Source organism: Caproicibacter fermentans (assembly GCF_009746625.1).
In the GTDB taxonomy this organism is placed as follows: domain Bacteria; phylum Bacillota; class Clostridia; order Oscillospirales; family Acutalibacteraceae; genus Caproicibacter; species Caproicibacter fermentans.
Map to the genome: position 1 here is coordinate 1 of NZ_VWXL01000074.1, position 19,671 is coordinate 19,671.

Genomic DNA, 19,671 nt, shown 5'->3' on the forward strand with positions numbered 1-19,671 from the left:
CGCAAAAGTGGAAATAAATTCAGGAGTATAGCGTTGAAATTCGACGTAATCATTCAGTTTGGAACGCCTCTTGAATCCCTTTTCTCTGAATTCCTCTTCCTGCGCCATTTGTTCAGAGGTTCCCTAAATTTTATCATGCGGAATTGAGACAAATCATTTTGTCAGGTAAAATTCGCTCTTTTCTTTCTGCCTTGACTTTTTTTTTGATGAATCATATAATTACTATCTGTTTGGTGTACTCTGAATGTTGTCTGCTCTCCCTTGTTAATTTTTTCTCATATGGACAGCAAATTCATCAGGCAGCTCCGACCCTTTTTTGTTTATGTTCGTTACCGCTTTTTTCTGAGAGAGGATCGTTATGGGGAAAAAAATTGTTGTTGTCGGTGCCGGCTATTCGGGATTGCTTACCGCTAAGAAACTGGGTAAAAAGCTGAAGAAACTCGATGATGTTTCAATCACCATCATCGATAGGAACCCATTCCATACTATGCTCACGGAGCTGCACGAGGTGGCTGCCGGCAGAGTGGATGAAGACAGTATTAAAATCAGTCTGAAAAAAGTATTTGCCGGAAGACAAGTCGACGTTAAACTGGATACCGTTCAGGAGATCGATTTTGAGAAAAAAACGGTTCGCGGCTCTGTGGAAACTTATGATTACGATTTCCTTGTGCTTGCGGCAGGCTCAAAACCCACTTTCTTCGGTGTGAACGGCGCCGCGGAATACGCTTACACGCTGTGGTCCTACGATGACGCGGTGCGTCTGAAAAATCATATTGAGGACTGCTTCCGCATGGCTTCGCGCGAAACCGACTTGGCGGAGAAAAACCGGCTTTTAACTTTTTATGTGGTTGGCGCCGGTTTCTCCGGTGTGGAAATGGTTGGGGAGCTGGCGGAATATATTCCGGTTCTCTGCGATAAATTTGAAATTGGCCGCGACGAGGTCAGAGTCTGGAATGTCGATGTTCTGCCACGCCCGGTGCCGAATCTTCCGGAAAAGCTTTCGGATAAAATTGCAAGACGCCTTCAAAAAATGCATGTCGGGCTGATGATGAATACGGGCGTTGTAAGCATTGGAGAAGGCTTTATTGAATATAAGACCGGCGAAAAAGTTACCCGCGCGACGGCGGGAACGGTGATTTGGACTGCGGGGATTGAAAGCTCGCAGATTACCGAGGAAGCCGGTAAAACGCTGAAATCGGCAAGGCGCGGGCGCATTGAAACGGACCGTTACCTTCGGTCGGTCGACAACGACAGCGTATTTGTTGTGGGGGATAATATTTTATATACTCCGGAAGGGGAACAGGCTCCTGTTCCCCAGCTGGTTGAAAACTGCGAACAGAGCTCCGGCGTTGCGGCGAACAATCTTGTTTGCGCCATGACGGGAACAGGGGAAATGATCCCGTACCGTCCGAAATTCCACGGGGTGATGGTCAGTGTGGGCGGCCGCTACGGCGTGGCCCGGGTCGGCACGCAGAACCGCCAAATGAACCTGCCGTCCTTCTTTGCCATGTTTGTCAAGCATTTCATCAATGTGGTTTATTTTATTCAGGTGCTTGGCTGGAATAAGGTTTTCAGCTATTTGAAACATGAATTCTTTACCATCCGCCATGACCGCAGCTTTTTGGGAGGACACTTTTCCAATAAAACACCCAGCTTCCTTCTGCTTCCGCTTCGCGTTTGGCTCGGCCTTGCATGGCTCTTTGAGGGCGTCATGAAAGTTGTGGAGGGCTGGATGACCTCCGCGCAGCTTTCCGGCTTTTTCGGCGGGGCTGACAGCTGGTACCAGACCATTTTGAACGGCGGGCAGGCGTCTCCGGATGCAACGAGCAGCGCGACGACGGCCGCCGCGCACGGCACGGTTCTGACGGTAATGAACCTGGCATCACAGGCGGCGGACGCTGTTTCTTCGGCGACCGTGCAGGCGGGCGATGCCGCGGGGCAGGCCGCGTCAGCCGTCGGTCAGGTTTTGCTCAACTTCAACTTCCTCGGCCTGTTTCAGGTGATCTTTGTCAGCGGCAAGGCTCTTGCCCAGTCGACTTTTAGCGACCTGGCGTTCAAGCTGGACGTGCCGCTGATGAACTGGTTTGTGGACAAGGTGATCCTGCCGAGCCAGAACGTTCAGATCTTTATGCAGGGCTTTATCGTAATCGCCGAGATTCTGATCGGCCTTTCGCTGATCGGCGGGCTGTTCACGACGCTTTCTTCCGGCTTCTCTCTGATTTTACAAGTGATGTTTGTCTGCACCACCGGATTGTACCTGAATACGTTCTGGATGATATTCGCGGCGGTCGCGGTGCTGATCGGCGGAGGAAGGACCCTTGGACTTGATTACTATGCGATGCCCTACCTGAAAAAGCATTGGAAAAACGTCGGATTTGCGAGAAAGTACTATATTTACCATGATTAATCAAGATACTGTGGAACTGATTCCAATCGACGACGCGGCGGAACGCGTCAGGCAGGAAATGGAAACAGCGATGTCCGGCTCACCGTCCTCCGTGCGCGAATACATGCGTTACCTGTCCGGTTCGCACGGAAAGTTTATTCGGGCGCTCTCCGTACTGTCCTGCGCGGATAACGGAGAAGGCTTTGTTCCCCCGGATGCCGTTCGTCTTGCCGCGGCGGTCGAAATTCTTCATCTCGCAACTCTGGTGCATGACGATGTGATCGACGAAGCCGACCTTCGCCGCGGGGCGGTGACGCTGCAGAAAAAATATGGGAAACATACGGCGGTGGTCTGCGGCGACTACTTATTCTGCCTTGCGCTGAGGCAGGTATCGCTTGTGGAAGACCGGAAGGATTATCTGGACCTTGAGTTCCCTGATTACATGGGGCGTGTCTGTCTTGGGGAACTGTACGAAACGCAGAACCACTTTAATTTCGACTTAACCGTGAGCCGGTATCTGCGAATCATTGACGGAAAAACGGCCGCTTTGTTTGAAGCGTCTTTCTATGCCGGCGCGCTTGTGAGCAGGCAGCCCAAGAAGGAACTGAAAAAATACAAAAAACTCGGCAGGTATGCCGGCATGATTTTTCAGCTGACGGACGACTGCATCGATTTTGAAGCGCCCGAACAGCTGGCCCAAAAGCCTGTGCAGTCGGATTATGAGCAGGGCGTTGTAACTCTTCCGTTGATTTTTACATTTCATCAGGATGCTTCCTGTAAGAAAAAAGCGGAGGAACATTGCCTGACCCACTCGGAAATCGATTCCGCCGTCCGATGCGAGGGTGGTTTAAAATATACTCACGGGATATCTGAAAAGTATTATAACAAAGCGTTGAAAATTCTTGCATCTCTTGACGCAGCTCAGAAAAAAAAGGACAGGCTGAAATCCATTTTGGACAAGGCTTTCCGTGGATTGCAGCCGGAGTCCCATTCATCTTTTGCAGCCCTTTCATGCGGTCCTGTGGAGAAATAAGCCGTTCTCATGATGACGGCGTTCTTTCGGGGCATACTTAGTTTTGGGGCCGCCGGTTTTATGCGGAGTTTCATATGAAATTTATCAAAAAGACGGATTTTTTCATTCTTTTAGCCGTTTTGGTTCTTTGTGCCGGCGGCTGGCTGTTTTATCAGCAGGAATACGGTACCGCGGCGGCCGTCGCCCAAATTTATTATAAATCCGAATTGGTGGAAACCGTCGATCTTACAAAAGGGGTTGACCGCAGGTTCTCGATTCCGCAGAATAAAAATGTGGTGTTTCATCAGTTCAGCGACGGAAGCATTTGCTTTGAGGAATCCAACTGTCCGGATAAAATCTGCATCAAGGCCGGCAGACTGCGGACAGTCGGTCAAAGCGCGGCCTGTCTTCCAAACCAGATCATTCTGAAAATCGTACCGAAAAACGGCAGAAATGCAAACGACCCGGATCTTGTGATTGGTTAGGTGTGATTATGCTGAATCAGGAAAAACGGCAAACCGATCAAAAAGCCAATCGCTGGATGGATTCCGGTTCCATCAGAAGAATGGTTGTTACCGCGCTGCTTTTTGCCGCGGCGATGGTAATGACCGTAGTCGAATATCAGATTCCGATTCCTATGCCGGTTCCGGGAATAAAACTGGGGCTTTCCAACATCGTTGTGATGTATTCCCTGTTTTTTTTAAAGAAGAAGGATGCCCTGACCCTTGCGGTGCTGAAATCGATGTTTGTCTTTTTGACCCGGGGGGCGGTCGCGGCTTTTTTAAGCTTTTGCGGAGGCCTTCTCTCTATTCTTGCAATGATTGTCTGCATGGCGGTTTTCAAAGAAAAAATATCCTATTTAATGATCAGCATTGTGGGCGCTGTGATGCATAACCTGGGGCAGATCGCGGCGGTATCGCTTTTATATACCAATCTTCTGCTGTGGACTTATTTTCCCGTCCTGCTGATATCCGGTTTGATTGCCGGCGCCGCAACGTCCACGCTTTTAAGGATTACTCTGCCCGCTTTAAAAAGGCTGGGCTTGAAGTAATAGATGGGCCAGACACTATTTTTGGAGGGACAATATGAAAAAATCGATTTCATTCCTGCTGACTGCAGCGCTTACGGTGACCGCGTTCACGGGCTGCAGTTCAAACGCCGGCTCCAGTTCTTCGGCTTCTTCCGCCCAGAACAGTTCCGCGCCCGCGTCGTCTTCGGCGACGGCCGCCGGTTCGGTCAAAACAGGCGTTGCCGTGATTTCTTCTGTCGCGAAAAGCACCGCGGTCAAAGATGGAAAAGGCGTGGCGGAAGGTGATTCCACCATTGTCGCCGTAACGGTGGACGGCAGCGGAAAGATCGTCAAATGTGTGATCGATGCGGTTCAGTCCAAGATCAATTTTTCCGATCAGGGTAAAATTCTTGATAAAACCGACGCCGCGGTGAAGTCTAAAGATGAGCTTGGCGCGGACTACGGCCTTGGCAAAGTTTCTAAAATCAAAAAGGACTGGAACGAACAGGCACAGGCATTTGCGGATTATGTAAAAGGCAAGACGGTCGAGGAGATCAAAGGCATTGCGGTCGATTCGGAGGGCCACGCGACCGGACCGGAACTGACTTCTTCCGTTACAATTTCCATCGGTGATTTTGTCGATGCGATTGAACAGGCTGTCGCAAACGCGCAGGACCTTGGCGCGAAAGCGAACGATAAGCTCGGCCTCGGCATCGTGACGTCGCTGTCCAGCAGTGCGGACGCAACGGCGGATCAGGAAGGCAAAGCGGAAGCTTCTTCCCAGATCAGCGCGGTGACGTTCGGCTCCGACGGTAAAATCACAAGCTGTGTCAACGACGCGGTTCAGCCGACCGTCAGCTTTGACGTTTCCGGCAAAATCACAACCGACCTGAGCAAGGAAGTGGAATCCAAGGATGCTCTGAAAGAATCCTACGGGATGAAAAAGGCTTCCAAGATCGGCAAGGAATGGTATCAGCAGGCCGCTTCCTTCGCGCAGTACGTCAAAGGGAAGACCGTGGACGAAGTCAAGGGGATCAAGGTGAATGAAAGCGGGGAACCCACCGATCAGGAGCTGACCGCTTCTGTCACATTCGGCGTTTCGGATTTCATTGCCAATATCGAAGAGGCTTCGAAGAACGCGAAATAATTCAAAACTTTTAAACTTTTCAGGAGGCAGATTTGTTCTGCCTCCATCTTTTTGAGGTGTGGAATTGGTGAAAAAAGCGGCTGCGATTCTCCTGATCCTTCTGTTCGCGCTGTCTGCGCCGGGCTGTGGGAAAAACGAAAAAACCCGGTACGACGCCCAGTTCCTCCAGCTTTTTGATACGAAGTCGGAGCTGGTGGCTTATATGGACAGCAAAGAAGAATTTACAGACTTTTCGAACCTGATTTATAATAATTTAAAGGAATATGACCACCTTTACGACATTTACAACAATTACCCGGGAATCAATAACTTAAAGACAATCAACGACAACGCGGGGAAGAAACCCGTTAGGGTCGACAAGCGGATTATCGGCCTTTTGCAGCTGGCCAGAAAAGAGGACGAGGCCACCAACGGTTCCTGCAACGTGGCGTTCGGGGCGGTGCTGCGCCTCTGGCACCAATACCGGGAGGACGGGATTAACGACCCGGAGCACGCGCAGCTGCCGCCCATGGAAGAACTGAAAGAAGCCTCAAAGCACACGGATATCAATCAGGTGATCATCGATGAAAAAGCCTCGACCGTTTATCTCAAAGATCCCGAAATGAGCCTCGATGTGGGCGCGGTCGCAAAGGGCTACGCCACCGAGCAGGTCGCCGAGCTGGCGGAAAAAGCCGGTTATTCCTCCGCGCTGCTCAGCATCGGCGGGAACGTAAGGGCCATTGGAGAAAAGGGAATCCACCAGGAGCTTTGGAACGTGGGAATACAGAACCCGGATCTCGGGTCCGAAAAAACATCCCTGACCACGGTGCTGCTCCGGGAACAGTCCCTTGTCACAAGCGGAATTTATGAACGGTATTACACAGTGAACGGAAAGAACTATCATCATATCATCGACCCAAAAACACTGATGCCGTCTGCTTACTATAAATCGGTTTCCATTATAACCAGAGATTCGGGTGTCGCGGACGCGCTTTCGACCGCTCTGTTCAATATGCCGCCGGCGCAGGGGATGACCTATATCGAGAGCCTTTCCGGCACGGAAGCGCTTTGGGTGATGCCGGATGGGCGGATTCAATACAGCAGCCATTTTCATGACTTGGAGAAATCCTGAACGGAGGGTGCGAAGTTGGGACTTGATTTGCAAAGCTATATTGCGCTGCTTCGGGAACAGAATGAATTGATGGAAATTGAAGTCCCCGTTTCGCCTGTGCTTGAAATGACGGAAATCGCGGACCGCGTCGGCAAGGCGGGCGGGCCGGCTCTGCTGTTCCGGAATCCGGAGGGCTCGTGCTGCCCGGTTTTGATGAACGCGTTCGGCAGCATGAAGCGGATGGGGCTTGCCCTTGGCACGGATTCCCTGGAAGACGTGGCAAAGCAGATTGAGGAATACCTGGATTTTTCAGAATACTGTTCCGTTGCCGGCTTAATCCGGAGTATCCCGCGTCTGCTGCGGCTGATTTCTGTTTTTCCCCGGCATCTAAGGTCGCGCGGAATTTGCCAGCAAGTCGTCGAACGGGAACCGGACCTATCGAAGCTCCCGGTTCTGAAATGCTGGCCGCAGGATGCCGGCCGCTTTTTTACGCTCCCGCTTGTATTCACCAGGGACCGGCAGACCGGACGTCAGAATATGGGGATGTACCGGATGCAGGTTCTGGACAAAACCAGCACGGCCATGCACTGGCACCGGCACAAGGACGGCAGGCTGAATTTCTCCGGATATCTGGAGGCGGGCGAGAAAATGCCCGTTTCCGTCGCGCTGGGGTGCGACCCCGCCGTTACCTATGCCGCGACCGCTCCGCTGCCGAAAGAGATCGATGAAATCATGTTCGCCGGTTGGCTGAGACGGAAACGGATTCGGATGGTGCGCTGTGTTACAAATGACCTCTTCGTACCGGCGGATGCCGAATTCGTGCTGGAGGGTTTTGTCGATCCGCGGGAGGAGCTTGTCCGGGAAGGTCCGTTCGGGGACCATACGGGGTATTATTCTCTGGCCGATATGTACCCGAAGTTTCACGTCACCTGCGTGACGCACAGAAGAAATCCGGTTTATCCCGCGACCGTGGTGGGCAGGCCGCCGATGGAGGACTGCTTTCTGGCGAAGGCGACGGAACGCATCTTTCTGCCGCTGCTGCGGATGCAGATCCCGGAACTTTGCGACCTCAATCTTCCGCTGGAAGGCGTTTTTCACAACTGTGCAATCGTATCGGTAAAGGCGCGTTTCCCCGGCGCCGCCCACAAGGTAATGAACGCCCTGTGGGGCATGGGGCAGATGATGTACACAAAGCTGATTATCGCGGTAAATGAATCCGTGGATGTTCAGAATCTTTCCGCCGTCCGCGGCGCCGTGCTGAGCGCGGTGCGCGGAAAGGAGCAGCTGGTTTTCTGCGACGGTCCGCTTGACGCGCTGGACCATTCTTCGGCAAAACCTTTGTACGGGTGCCGGCTCGGCGTTGACGCGACCTCCGATTTGCCCCATCCACCGGCGCCGGAAGACTCTTTCCGCGTTCTGGCAATACACAAGGAGCGCCCGTTTCAGGGCGGTGAAACGTTGAAACAGGAGCTGAAAACCAGCCCCGAACGGTTTTTAATCGCGGTGGACGATACGGTCAATACGCGCGACCTGTCCGAAGTATTCTGGAAGGTGTTCAACAATATCGACGCGCGCAGGGATCTGGTGCTTTTCCGGGAAAAAATCGGGATCGACGCAACGAAAAAATGGCGGGAAGAGGGGCAGACCCGCGACTGGCCCGACGATATTGTCATGTCGGGAGAGATGAAAAAGCGGGTGGATGAAAGGTGGAACGAGTATGGTTTTTCATAAAATCGCCGAAAAAATAAAGGCTTACGGAAAGCTGGTAATGTTTTCTCACACTATTTTTTCCTTCAGCTTTGCTCTGGTCTCCATGGTTTTGGCCGCGAGAGGGCTGCCCTCCTTGTCCACGGTGTTCTGGATCGTTGTGTGTTTCCTCGGCGCGCGCACGGGAGCGAACGCGATCAATCGCGTGATCGACGCGAAAATCGACGCCGGAAATCCACGCACGGCCAATCGGCAGATCCCAAAGGGAGAAATGAAAAAGGGCGAGGTCGTCGCCTTTACCGCGTTCTGCTTTTTTCTCATGCTGCTTGGGGCCTATCAGCTTAACTGGCTGTGCTTTGCGCTTTCTCCGGCCGCGCTGTTTCTGCTGATTATCTATTCCTATACCAAACGGTTTACTTTTCTGTGCCATTTAATTCTGGGCGTTACCTGCGCCTGCGCGCCGATCGGCGCGTGGCTGGCGGTTACGGGAAAATTTTCGCTGATTCCCCTCGTCATGGGATGCGCCAATACGCTGTGGGTTGCCGGCTTCGACATCATCTATGGGTCGCAGGATTATGAATTTGACAAAGCGAACGGGCTGCATTCCATCCCTGTGACGTTCGGTGTGAAATACGCGCTTCTCATCGCCATGATGTTTCATATCGTGACGCTGCTTTGTCTGGTCGTGATTGGCATACTGACCCCGCAGTTCGGCGTATTCTATGATATTGGACTGGGAATTATCACGGTCCTGTTCCTCGCGGAATACCGCATGGTATCACCGGACAATCTGACCCATGTCAACATCGCTTCCTACAGCGTAAACCAGCTGGTGAGCCTGACATTGCTGTTTTTCGGACTTCTGGACGCGTTTTTTTAGGGGGCTGAGAAAATGAAAAAACTGATCATCGGTCTGACGGGCGCGAGCGGAAGCGCTTATTTTCTGCGATTGGCAGATGCCTTGAGCCGTCGGGAGCTGGAACTGCATCTGATTGCCACCGAACACGGGACTCAGGTGATGGAGTATGAAACGGGGGTCAGATTGGAGGAAAGGCTGCTCCTGTGGCGGCAGGGACCGGCAAAAATCATCGAGGAAGACAACCAAAATCTGTTTTCTCCCGTCGCGAGCGGGTCGTTTCAATGCGACGGCATGCTGATCCTCCCGTGTTCGATGTCCGCCGCCGCGCAGATTTCCGCGGGAATTTCCGAAACGCTGCTGACCCGTGCGGCGGACGTGATGATCAAGGAGAAACGCCCGCTGGTGCTGGTTCCCCGGGAAACGCCGCTTTCTCCGGTTCATCTGAAAAATCTCTATCGTCTGTCCAAGCTGGGCGTTACGATTCTGCCGGCCATGCCGGGATTCTATAATCGCCCGCAGTCCATGGATGACCTGATCGATTTTGTTGCCGGAAAAGCCATGGACAGCCTTGGATTGCAGAACGACTGTTACCGGCGCTGGGAAGGGAAGGAAAAGAATGAAGAAAAAGATTAGACGATTGGCGGTCCTGCTGGCTTTTGCGGCGGTGTTTTCTCTGGCGGCGTGTTCGTCCGGCGGCGCGGGGACTTCGTCCGGGCAATCCGCGCAAGCTTCATCTGCGAAGGCGTCCTCCGAGGGGGAAAAGCCGGTGATCCGGCTCGGCATGATGTCTTCCTCGGATGTGATTCCGTTTGCGCTGATCAACCGGAATAAGCTGGATGAAAAATACGGGTTTACGCTGGATCTGCAGGTTTTCACGTCCGCAAAGGACCGCGACGCGGCTTTGCAGGCCGGAGAAATCGACGGCGTGCTGACGGATTATGTCGGGGTCTGCATGTACCGGAACGCGGGTCTTGACGTGAGAATTACCGGGATTACGGATGGAGATTATCTGCTGCTGGCCGGCAAAAATACCGGGATCAAAAATCTCAGTCAGATCAAGGGGAAGAGTATTGCGATTTCTCAGAACACACTGATTGAATACGCACTGGACCGGATTCTGGAGAAAAATCAGATGCAGCCGGCGGATGTCAAAAAGGAAGTGGTTTCCCGCATACCGGACCGGCTGGAGCTGCTGAGGAACAATAAGATCGACCTCGTCCTTCTTCCGGAGCCGTTCGCGACGCTCGCGCTGGACGACGGCGCGGTTGAACTGAGCAGCGCGAACACCATCGGGCTTTATCCCGCTGTTTCCGCCTTTACGGGGAAAGTGCTGGAAAAAGAGGGCCGGGCAATCCGGAATTTATACCAGGCATATAACGAGGCTGTCGATTATATGAACAGCACTGACCTGAGCGAATATGAGAGTACGGTGATCGATGCGGTCGGTTATCCAAAGGAAATGAACGGGAAAATAAAGCTCAAAAAATTTCGCCGGAGCAAGCTGCCGCCGAAAGAGGACGTGGAGGATGCAATTCAATGGGCAAGCGCCAAGGGATTGTGCAAGTCCGATTTAAGCTATGACAGCATGATCGACGACGTTGCCTCGTGAAAAAGACGTGAGGAACCGCGTGTTATCGGTGGACCGGCTCTGTGTCGGCTACCGCACCAAAAAGGCAAACATCCCGGTCGTTCGGGACCTTTCCTTTTGCATGGAATCGGAACGGGTGCTGGCGATTCTGGGCCCGTCCGGCTGCGGAAAATCAACCCTGATCGGCTCTCTCGCGGGGACGGTCCCAATCAAAAGCGGCACGATGACCGTGTTTGAAAACGGAAACCCGGAACCCCTGAGCCCGAAAACGCACCGCATTGGGGTGATTCCCCAAAATCTGGGCCTGCTCCCCTGGAAGACTGTGAGAGACAACTGTCTGCTTCCGCTCCGCCTGCGCCGCGAACCGGTGACGGAAGAACGCCGGAAGGAAATCCGAGAAATCTGGCAGGCGCTTGATTTGATGCCGCTTTTGGACCGGTACCCCACTCAACTGAGCGGCGGGCAGGCGCAGCGCGCCGCGGTCGCAAGGGCTTTTATTCTCAGGCCGGATCTGCTGCTGATGGACGAACCGTTTTCCGCTTTGGATGAGATCACCCGGCAGGACGCGCGCGAGCTTTTCCTGAGTCTGTGGAAACGCCGCCCGGCCGTGGCGATACTGGTGACGCACAGTATTGAGGAAGCTCTTTATCTTGGCCACTCCGTCTTTGTCATGGGGAAAAGAGAAGGAAAAATCCTGCTAAAAACGGAAAATCCTTTTTTCGGCGTTTCCGATCCCCGGCAGCCGGAGTACCGGCAAATCAGACGGCTTCTGCGCGGCCGGCTCAGGCCGGATGAGGAGGAGGACGAGTGAAACGGCTTCGTAAGCGATGCAGAACCTTTCTGGAAGGATTTCTGCTGATCAATCTGATCTGGCTCACGGCACATTTTCTGTTCCATATCACGGTGATTCCCAACCCGATCGATGTTTACCGGAACTCCGGAACCCTGATCGCCGACCGGATCGGAATTCACATTCTGTACAGTTTATGGCGCATTGCGGCGGGACTGGCGCTCTCCCTGCTGGTCGGGGTGCCCGTCGGAATGCTGATGGGCTATTCCGTCCGGGCGAACAGAATTTTGTATCCGCTGATTTATTTCAGCTATCCGATTCCGAAAACGGCGCTGCTGCCGGTTGCGATGCTGTTGTGGGGAATGCGCGACGGCTCTAAAATCGCGATTATTTTTCTGATTATCGTGTTTCAGGTCATTGTGTCCGTGCGCGACGGTATCGGTCAGATCGACCCGGTCATGTATCTTGTCACCGTCAGCGCGGGAGCCACCCGCGCGCAAATCGTACGGCATGTCGCGCTGCCTGCGATCCTGCCGGAGCTTTTGACCAGCGTCCGCATTTCCCTTGGGACTGCGCTTTCCATTCTGTTTTTTGTCGAAGGATACGGCACAAAATACGGAATGGGATATTATATTCTGGACGCGTGGTCCAGAATCGATTATACCGGCATGTACCTTGGAATTCTGGTTATCTCCGTCATTGGTTTCGCTCTTCTCGCCGGCGTCGATCTTTTGTCCGACCGACTGTGTGTGTGGAGCCGAAAGCAGCAGGAATAAGACAGGGCGGCCGAAGCAATGCTTCGGCCGCCCTGTCTTATTCCTCATTGTTTTCTGCCGATTCGGAAATTGCGCCGCAGTTTTCCTCGTTCCAAAGGAAGAGTCCGGCCTTAGCCAGCTGTTCGGCGGTCACCCCGTTTCCTTCGGTCAGGGTTCCGGAGAACGTGCCGTCGTAGATTTTTCCGAATCCGCAGGAGGGGCTGCGGGATTTTAGAACGGCGCCGCCGCAGCGGTACAGCCGGGCAAGGCGCAGGGCTTCTTCCGCGCCGCGCAGAAACTGCTCCGTGCGGTCTGAGCCGTCGCGCGTTGCCGCTCGGCCGCTTACCAGCTCCACCGGGTCGCGGGGCGTCGAAAGGCCGCCGAGCTGTTCCGGACAAATCGGAATCAGATGATGCTTTTCCGCCAATTTGAACACGTTGTTATTCGGGCATCCGGTGCCGCTGTAACGACAGCGAACTCCGAGAAGACAGGCGCTTACAAGCAGATTCATGGTATCCCTTCGCTTCCTGTAAAAAAACCGGCATGAGCGCTATGCCGTGACGGATGAAACGGGGCGCACGGCGACGGCCTGCTTCCCTAAATCCTGATAGCGCTCTTCCGCCAGAGACTTTTTGTAGCTTTTCACCCCTGTGGGGTCGGCGGGATCGTTGAAATAGTAGTTCTCCTGATCATATCCGACCATCACCAGGCAGTGCTCCCCGGAAATCCATTGAAAAGACTTGTTTGTGTCCGCGAGAATCCAGCTTTGTCCCTGACCGGGCTTTTCCATATTGACCGTAGCCCATACGATGACGGGGGAATTCTTTGCAATATAATCTCTGGCCAGCTTGTCCAGACTGGTTCCGGTTAAATTGACCGCTTCCATTTTTCCGGCGTCCCAAAAGTAGGAGTCGACCACCGCGGTGATAACCGGAGAATAGCACCCAAGTCCGTCGGGGGAATACGGATTGCCGATAAACGCCTGATTCGGGCTCATGCCGTATACGTTCCCGTCGGCGGCAAGCAGGGTGGATTTCGGGGTGCGGCGCATGATTTCGTCCGCCGTGGTGGTTTGACCGTAGTATTTCAGCAGCATCATAGAACTGATCAGCTCGCAGCCGGAAGGCAGCTTTTCTTCCTGGCTGATGAAGGGTACGCTGACCAGATGCTTCGTTTCGTCTTTCGCAGGCTGTTGGCTGCTTGCCTCTTTTTTGACCGGGACCGAGGCCGCCGAGCTGGAGGAAAGCGGTTTTTCCGCCGCTTTTCCGTTCAGTAATTTTCCGTGGAACGTAAAAATACATGCGGCTGCCGCGCAAAACAAGATCAGAACAGCAAAGAACAGCTTCCAACGCGCGGGTCCGCGCTTATGATCCTTCGCCAAAAACATCGCTCCATTTCTGTTATTCTCAGTGGCGGAGTAAATAATTCAAATCATCTGTGCAACGGATTTTCCGGCCCAGCAGGCCAGCAGGGCGAGGGAAAGGTTTAAACCGACGTTCAGGCCGCCCAGCCAGTAGCTGTCGTTGGAGAAGAGAGATACTGTTTCGTAGCTGAAGGTGGAGAAGGTGGTCAGTCCTCCCATCATGCCGGTAGTCAGAAAAATCTTCATCTCATCCGGCAAAGACCAGGAACCGGCCGCGGCTTCCATGATAAACCCCATCAGAAAACCGCCGGCAAGGTTGACAATCAGCGTGCCAAGAGGAAATTCTCCCCACAATTTGACGGCCATGCAGGAGATCAGGTACCGCAGGGCCGCGCCGAAAAAGCCCCCCATCCCTACAATCAGAAACCGGCTAGCCTTCATAGAATACCGCCTTTCAAAAAAAATAACAGCTCTTGCTCTAAAACTTAAAGCAGAAGCCGTCAGCATTAAGATGCGATTACGGTGAGCCTCATCACCGGTATTTACTGCGATTGATAAAATCATACCTGATTTCACACAATTTGTAAAGATACAAAATCCGCGAAAGAACAGCATGTTTCCTTTTTTCTTCGTATCAGTTGACGAAAAATTCGCCGGTTTTCTCCATCGGAAACAGGGAGAGGCGGGATTTTTATATTTTAATCGGACATTCCTTTTTTGAATACGACCAGGATTCTACGGAGCATTTTTTGGAAAAGCGCTTTACAAAATAATGAGTTTGCCGGCTTATGCGGAATTTTCTTGACAAATAAACGCGAATGAATTAAACTTTACAAAAATGAATCGGAAAAAGGCAGAGAAAGGGAAGAGTACGCGGAGCACTGTGGATTCAGAGAGGGGATGGCCGGTGAAAATCCCAGCCTCAGCCGCGGAAAGTAACCCCGGAGCCGTGATTCGAAAGCGTGTTTGCGCCGTAGTTTTCACCGGGAGTTTCGCCGTTATCAGGGACACCGCATCTTTCGGTGCGGAAAGAGTGTGCGCACGGCAGCGCAATTATAGGTGGTACCGCGAAGTAAGCCTTCGTCCTATTGGGATGAAGGCTTTTTTGTATACAAAAACAGTAATGGAGGCTGAAAACATGAATCTTCGCTTAGCAGACCGAATGGAAAACGCTATTAATCCCTTTATTTCGGATATTTTAAGGGCAACCGCCAGAAAGGACCTGATTTCATTCGGGGGCGGGCTGCCGAATCCGGCATCCTTTCCCGTTCGCGAAATTTCGGAGGCGGCCCAAAAGGTCCTGAGCGAGGATGGTGCGGGCGCGCTTCAGTACAGTACCGCGGAGGGATACCCGCCCCTGCGCGAACTGATTGCCGCGCGCTACCAAAAGCGGTTCGGAATCACGGTTGATCCGGCGGATATCTTGATGACGACGGGCTCCCAGCAGGGACTTGATCTGCTCGCAAAGCTGTTTCTCAACAAGGGGGACGATTTGCTGATTGAACGTCCGGGTTACCTTGGCGCGATTCAGGCGTTCAATATTTATCAGCCAAACTATCACGCGGTTCCGCTGAGGAAGGACGGAGCGGACACGGACGTGCTGGAGGAAATTCTGAAAAGCTGCAGCCCAAAGCTGTTTTACGCCGTGCCGAATTTTCAGAATCCTTCGGGTCTGACTTATTCCGAACAAAATAGAAAACGCGTTGCGGAGCTGATGAAAAAGAGCGGAACGATCTTTGTGGAAGATGATCCATACGGGGAGCTCCGTTTCGCGGGCAGCGAAATGCCGTGCATGAAGTCCTTTCTGGGGGAGGATGTCATCATGCTTGGCACGTTTTCAAAAATTATATCTCCCGCCATTCGGCTGGGTTGGGTCTGCGCGAAGCCTGAAATCATGAAATACCTTGTCGCGGCAAAGCAGGCGGCCGATATTCACTCGGACTATTTTGCCGAGCGGGTGGTTTGCCAGTATCTTCAGGACAATGACCTGGACGCGCACATAGAAAAAATCCGCACGATGTATCAGGAGCGTAAAAACTGTATGGTGGAAATGGCGCGCCGCTATTTTCCGCAGGACGTTAGCTTTACCGATCCGGAGGGCGGAATGTTTATGTGGGTGACGCTGCCGGAGGGAATGTCCGCGGTGGAGCTGAACAAAATCGCGGCGGAAAAGAATGTCGCCTTTGTTCCGGGAGATCCGTTCTATGTCGGCGAACGCAATGTGAATACGTTCCGGATGAGCTACACCAATTCGGATGCGAATGTGATCGAAAAGGGAATCCGGTGCCTTGGGGACGCAATGCGTGAGATGACGGCCTCCCGATAACAGCCTTTTTCCAAAGAAAAAACAGCCGCCTGACAGGCGGCTGTTTAGGGGGAGGAGTTGTATTGAAAAGGCTATATCGAAAAACCTCTTTCGAGGGGCTTGTGGTCTTTGGTTCTTCTCTTCTATGTAAAACAGTATAAGGGAAACTTATGGACGAATCGTGAAGCGGTTGTTAAGAAAGATTGAGATATCTGTAAAAAATCAGTGAAATAGGCCTGTTAGTAATTCCGGGGGCTGAAAAGACGGGAGGAGCAGATCACGAAGATCTGCTCCTCTGCTTATATATTTATTACCACCAGAAACGGCGGCAGGGCCATCTTCTGCATCCGCGCCAGCCGCAGCGGTGATACCAACAATTCCAGCACATGATTTAATCACTCCTTTGGGAGATTGTGTTTTATACTATGCGGGAAGAGTAAAATATGACAATTTTGGTAAAACGAATTACAATAAAATAAAATAATGTAAATAATTACTGATTTTATAATATTTTTATACTATTTTCCAATATCATAGATATGAAATTTGATTGATGGGGAATTAAGTCATATGGAATATGAAAGAGATTTATTTTCAGTCTGGCAATCTGAACCCGGTCCTTTGTGAAACGATCCTCGTCGCCTGAGTCAGCCAGAGGAAACACAAAATTAACCGGACTTGCCCGCGGTGTTCTCGGCTGTATCCATCGGCGTCCTCATACCCCGAAAGCGCCGGCAATGCCCGCCAGCTTGTTGAGCACGCGGATATGGCTCCGCCGCGTGCGAAGCGATCCGGAAGGAATCGCGTCTGCTTTTTTCGCGACAGCGATCCTCATTAACTTCTGTTTAAGGGTCGGCAATCCCATATCGCCCCGACACCGGGTCCCGAAACAAAGCAATCCGGGGCGGGTCAAAAGTAAAACAGGCAAAGCAGAAGACGATAACCAGAATCAATGTCAGACCAATCAGATTGGAGTCTTTGATGGGATCCGGAGTTTTGTCCATTTTAAACCAGGCGTACCCAAAAGCGGCCGCAACCCCTAGGATAAAGGTTACAATATCGGCCCAAAGATAATTTTTCCCTGAAATTCCGGTGTAAGTATAAAAAATCACGAGTATCGTGAACATGCCGATCAGAATCCCGACGGCCTTTGCGGCGATAAAGTTTTCTTTTTCCCAGCCAACAGGAAAATACTCCGCAGCCGTGAACAGGGTCATCGGTACAAAAAGCAGTTTCAGATGTTCCCAGGTGCTTTCATTTACAGGGGCGAATAAGCCGACAATTTTGCTTTTTCCAGACCACTGATAGGCAAAATGAAGCAGGGTTCCAAGAACAACCGTTACGATAAAACCCGTGATTTCCCAATACAGGAATTCCCGTCCCATTCAATCACTCTCCTTTTCGATTTTATATATATGAAGAAGCTTACCGGGTTAGGATGGGAATCAGGAAAGCGGGTAGAAGTGCTTTTACGCGTTTCTGCCCGCTTTCCTCATGCAACTTTTATACTGGGTTCATTTTGAGTCAACATCCCTCGCTTACACTGGCCGTATCATCATTCTTTGGGGGAAAGCCATGAAAGCGATACCCGGTATTCATCATCCGCTCCAAAACAGAATAAAATCACATTGGTATAGGATCCTGTTGACCGGGATCGCTCTGCTTTCGTTCGGACTTAATTTTTACGCGATTTCCCAGATAGGCTACGGGAACGCGTATTATGCCGCGGCAATCAAAAGCATGATGCAAAGCTGGCATAATTTTTTCTATGTATCGTTTGACCCTGCCGGAATGGTATCGGTCGACAAACCCCCGCTTGCGCTGTGGGTTCAGTGCCTGTTCGTTCTGGTGTTCGGTTATCACGGCTGGGTCATGCTGCTGCCGCAGGCGCTGGCGGGCGCGGCCTCGAGCGTAATGATGGATCTCCTGACGGCTAAATATTTCGGCCGCCCCGCCGGACTTCTCTCGGCGCTTGTTTTCGCTTTGACTCCGGCCGTTGTGGTGGCTTCCCGAAACAATACAATGGATATGCAGCTGATTCTTGTGCTGTTGATCGCGGCATGGTTTCTTTTTAAATCGATCGAAACTTCAAAATGGCGCTATTTGTTTTTTTCCGGCGCGATGGTGGGGGTCGGCTTCAACGTCAAGATGCTTCAGGCATACATGGTGATTCCGGCTGTGGTGCTGGTCTATCTTTTGTGCGCCGTAGGCAGGGTGTGGAAGCGTTTGCTCGCCGGCGCGGTCGCGACGGTGATTATGGCGGCTGTCTCTTTTGCGTGGGTGGCCGCTGTGGACCTGACTCCCGCTTCCAGCCGGCCTTATGTCGGCAGCTCCACCAATAACACGGAAATGGAGCTGATTGTAGGGCATAACGGTATGGAACGCGTCAGCAGGCAGGGGGGAGGAACGGGCGGCGGCAGCTTTGGCGGAAATCGCGGCGGGTTCCGGAACCCGGGCGCACAAAATCAACCGAATGGCAATTCCGACGGATTTTCTCGGGGAAACCGCCGGGCCGGCGGAGGGCAAACTGCTCAGAACGGGGGCGCACCCGGCGGACAGAATAACCGGAGCGACGGCATGGGATTCGGCGACGGTATGCGGACAATGGGCGGCACGGGAAACGACATCGGCACCGCGGGTTTTCTTCGGCTGTGGCAAAGCAGTATGTATGGGCAGGCCTCGTGGATGATTTTGCCGGTCTTGTTTGGCATCCTTGCTTGCTTTCATAGATTTTCTTTGAAAAAGATGACGTTAAAACAAGGGGTTTTCCTGTTCTGGGTCTCCTGGCTGGCAGTCATGGCGATATTTTTCAGCTTTGCTTCGTTCTTTCACCGGTATTATCTCTGCATGCTGGCACCCGGGATCGCGGGACTGATGGGAATCGGATTTCCGAGAATGTACCGCGCCTTTCGCGGCAGGGAGGGCTGGAAGCAATGGATTTTTCCCGCTTGTGTTGCCGTCACCGATGCGGTTGCCGCCTGTTATGTGTGGAGCTATGCGGAGCTTCGTTCCTGCTTGCTCCCGCTGATCGTGGGATTCGGACTCCTCGCGCTCGGACTCATGGCGGGTTTTCTTGCCCGCCCGAAAAAAGAAACCGCCTTGCGGCTTGCGGCGGTATGCGCGCTGATTTCCATGATGTCGGGTCCGTTTTACTGGTCGCTGACCGCGACGCTGTACGTCAGCCCAAATATTACCATGCCTTATGCCGGCCCTGAGCTGAAATCCGGTATGGATACGTTGGGAATGACGGCGAATCAGCATGCGTTTGTTTCAAGCGACAGCAATACTGTGGCTCTGGAAAAATATCTGGTCGAGAATTACAAGGAGGGCAGCTTTCTGGTTATGGGGCAAAGTTCGAATGAAGTCGATCAGATCATCGCGGATACCGGGCTACCCGCAGTTGCTTACGGCGGTTTTCTGGGAACAGATCAGGCAATGACGCTGGATCAGTTCAAAGCGCTTGTCAGCGAGGGCAAGGTAACCTATTTTATCGTTTCTGATTCCGGCGGAATGGGGAGCGGTTCGGAGATTGTTTCCTATGTGACGGCGAACGCGGAGAAAGTCGATGCTTCCGAATACGGAGGAGTCAGTAAAATCGGTGAAATCAGTTTCACTTTGTATCGCTTCGGCAAATAAGACTGATTGACTGCAAAGGAAAAA

Annotated in this window: 19 protein-coding genes, 1 riboswitch and 1 other annotated feature; of the genes, 14 read left to right on the forward strand and 5 right to left on the reverse strand. The window is 52.4% G+C overall.

The window, feature by feature from the left end; all coding sequences use genetic code 11:
- The first annotated feature begins 358 nt into the window (after positions 1–358).
- The 12 genes from CAFE_RS12630 to CAFE_RS12685 all read left to right on the forward strand — a co-directional run bounded on the left by CAFE_RS12630 (position 359) and on the right by CAFE_RS12685 (position 12,364).
- The gene (locus CAFE_RS12630) at positions 359–2,407 is read left to right on the forward strand and encodes an NAD(P)/FAD-dependent oxidoreductase (protein ID WP_156990867.1); all 2,049 of its coding nucleotides are present in this window, start codon (positions 359–361) and stop codon (positions 2,405–2,407) included.
- Positions 2,400–3,419, forward strand: coding sequence for a polyprenyl synthetase family protein (locus CAFE_RS12635; protein WP_156990868.1), 1,020 nt, complete (start codon positions 2,400–2,402; stop codon positions 3,417–3,419). Before CAFE_RS12630 ends, CAFE_RS12635 begins: the two co-directional genes overlap by 8 nt.
- A gap of 74 nt (positions 3,420–3,493) precedes the next feature.
- Positions 3,494–3,883, forward strand: a complete 390-nt coding sequence (locus CAFE_RS12640; RefSeq protein WP_066648133.1) for a NusG domain II-containing protein — start codon at positions 3,494–3,496, stop codon at positions 3,881–3,883.
- Positions 3,884–3,891: 8 nt separating this feature from the next.
- Complete coding sequence (locus tag CAFE_RS12645) at positions 3,892–4,449, forward strand: Gx transporter family protein (RefSeq protein WP_228725116.1); 558 nt, start codon at positions 3,892–3,894, stop codon at positions 4,447–4,449.
- Between the two features lie 34 nt (positions 4,450–4,483).
- A complete protein-coding gene (locus tag CAFE_RS12650; RefSeq protein ID WP_066648131.1) occupies positions 4,484–5,554 on the forward strand; it encodes a hypothetical protein in 1,071 nt (356 codons plus the stop codon).
- Positions 5,555–5,621: 67 nt separating this feature from the next.
- Positions 5,622–6,665, forward strand: a complete 1,044-nt coding sequence (locus tag CAFE_RS12655) for an FAD:protein FMN transferase (protein ID WP_330593988.1) — start codon at positions 5,622–5,624, stop codon at positions 6,663–6,665.
- 15 nt (positions 6,666–6,680) lie between these two features.
- Positions 6,681–8,375: a menaquinone biosynthesis decarboxylase gene (locus CAFE_RS12660; protein WP_233452807.1), complete on the forward strand. Its 1,695-nt coding sequence runs from the start codon at positions 6,681–6,683 to the stop codon at positions 8,373–8,375.
- Positions 8,362–9,231 carry a UbiA-like polyprenyltransferase gene (locus CAFE_RS12665; protein ID WP_066648120.1) on the forward strand — a complete coding sequence of 290 codons (870 nt, stop codon included), beginning with the start codon at positions 8,362–8,364 and terminating at the stop codon, positions 9,229–9,231. Before CAFE_RS12660 ends, CAFE_RS12665 begins: the two co-directional genes overlap by 14 nt.
- A gap of 12 nt (positions 9,232–9,243) precedes the next feature.
- Positions 9,244–9,843: a UbiX family flavin prenyltransferase gene (locus CAFE_RS12670; protein WP_156990870.1), complete on the forward strand. Its 600-nt coding sequence runs from the start codon at positions 9,244–9,246 to the stop codon at positions 9,841–9,843.
- A complete protein-coding gene (locus CAFE_RS12675; protein ID WP_156990871.1) occupies positions 9,827–10,819 on the forward strand; it encodes an ABC transporter substrate-binding protein in 993 nt (330 codons plus the stop codon). The genes CAFE_RS12670 and CAFE_RS12675 overlap by 17 nt, the downstream gene beginning before the upstream one ends.
- Positions 10,809–11,609, forward strand: coding sequence for an ABC transporter ATP-binding protein (locus tag CAFE_RS12680; RefSeq protein WP_156990872.1), 801 nt, complete (start codon positions 10,809–10,811; stop codon positions 11,607–11,609). The genes CAFE_RS12675 and CAFE_RS12680 overlap by 11 nt, the downstream gene beginning before the upstream one ends.
- The gene (locus tag CAFE_RS12685) at positions 11,606–12,364 is read left to right on the forward strand and encodes an ABC transporter permease (RefSeq protein ID WP_330593989.1); all 759 of its coding nucleotides are present in this window, start codon (positions 11,606–11,608) and stop codon (positions 12,362–12,364) included. The genes CAFE_RS12680 and CAFE_RS12685 overlap by 4 nt, the downstream gene beginning before the upstream one ends.
- Before the next feature lie 37 nt (positions 12,365–12,401).
- Here the strand turns inward: CAFE_RS12685 and CAFE_RS12690 are convergent, their stop codons facing one another.
- From CAFE_RS12690 to crcB, 3 genes are read right to left on the reverse strand one after another with little or no spacing between them, the layout of a single operon-like run.
- Entirely contained in the window at positions 12,402–12,854 is a 453-nt protein-coding gene (locus tag CAFE_RS12690; protein ID WP_066648104.1) for a 2-thiouracil desulfurase family protein, read from the reverse strand.
- Positions 12,855–12,893: 39 nt separating this feature from the next.
- Positions 12,894–13,724 (reverse strand): C39 family peptidase, encoded by an 831-nt coding sequence (locus CAFE_RS12695; protein WP_166525137.1) that lies wholly within the window; start codon positions 13,722–13,724, stop codon positions 12,894–12,896.
- A gap of 45 nt (positions 13,725–13,769) precedes the next feature.
- Positions 13,770–14,147 carry a fluoride efflux transporter CrcB gene (gene crcB, locus CAFE_RS12700; protein WP_066648101.1) on the reverse strand — a complete coding sequence of 126 codons (378 nt, stop codon included), beginning with the start codon at positions 14,145–14,147 and terminating at the stop codon, positions 13,770–13,772.
- A gap of 43 nt (positions 14,148–14,190) precedes the next feature.
- Positions 14,191–14,252, reverse strand: a riboswitch (Fluoride riboswitch).
- Positions 14,253–14,553: 301 nt separating this feature from the next.
- Positions 14,554–14,797: a binding site (T-box leader), on the forward strand.
- 47 nt (positions 14,798–14,844) lie between these two features.
- Between crcB and CAFE_RS12705 the strand changes: the two genes are divergently transcribed.
- On the forward strand, positions 14,845–16,032 hold the full coding sequence (locus tag CAFE_RS12705; protein ID WP_066648303.1) for an aminotransferase-like domain-containing protein: 1,188 nt from the start codon (positions 14,845–14,847) through the stop codon (positions 16,030–16,032).
- Positions 16,033–16,726: 694 nt separating this feature from the next.
- Here the strand turns inward: CAFE_RS12705 and CAFE_RS12710 are convergent.
- Together CAFE_RS12710 and CAFE_RS12715 are read right to left on the reverse strand one after the other, a co-directional pair.
- On the reverse strand, positions 16,727–16,870 hold the full coding sequence (locus CAFE_RS12710) for a hypothetical protein (protein WP_156990873.1): 144 nt from the start codon (positions 16,868–16,870) through the stop codon (positions 16,727–16,729).
- A complete protein-coding gene (locus tag CAFE_RS12715; protein WP_156990874.1) occupies positions 16,857–17,396 on the reverse strand; it encodes a DUF6512 family protein in 540 nt (179 codons plus the stop codon). Before CAFE_RS12715 ends, CAFE_RS12710 begins: the two co-directional genes overlap by 14 nt.
- Positions 17,397–17,586: 190 nt before the next feature.
- Here CAFE_RS12715 and CAFE_RS12720 point away from each other — a divergent pair, with 190 nt between their 5' ends.
- Positions 17,587–19,647 (forward strand): ArnT family glycosyltransferase, encoded by a 2,061-nt coding sequence (locus tag CAFE_RS12720; protein ID WP_166525138.1) that lies wholly within the window; start codon positions 17,587–17,589, stop codon positions 19,645–19,647.
- The last annotated feature ends 24 nt before the right edge of the window (positions 19,648–19,671 follow it).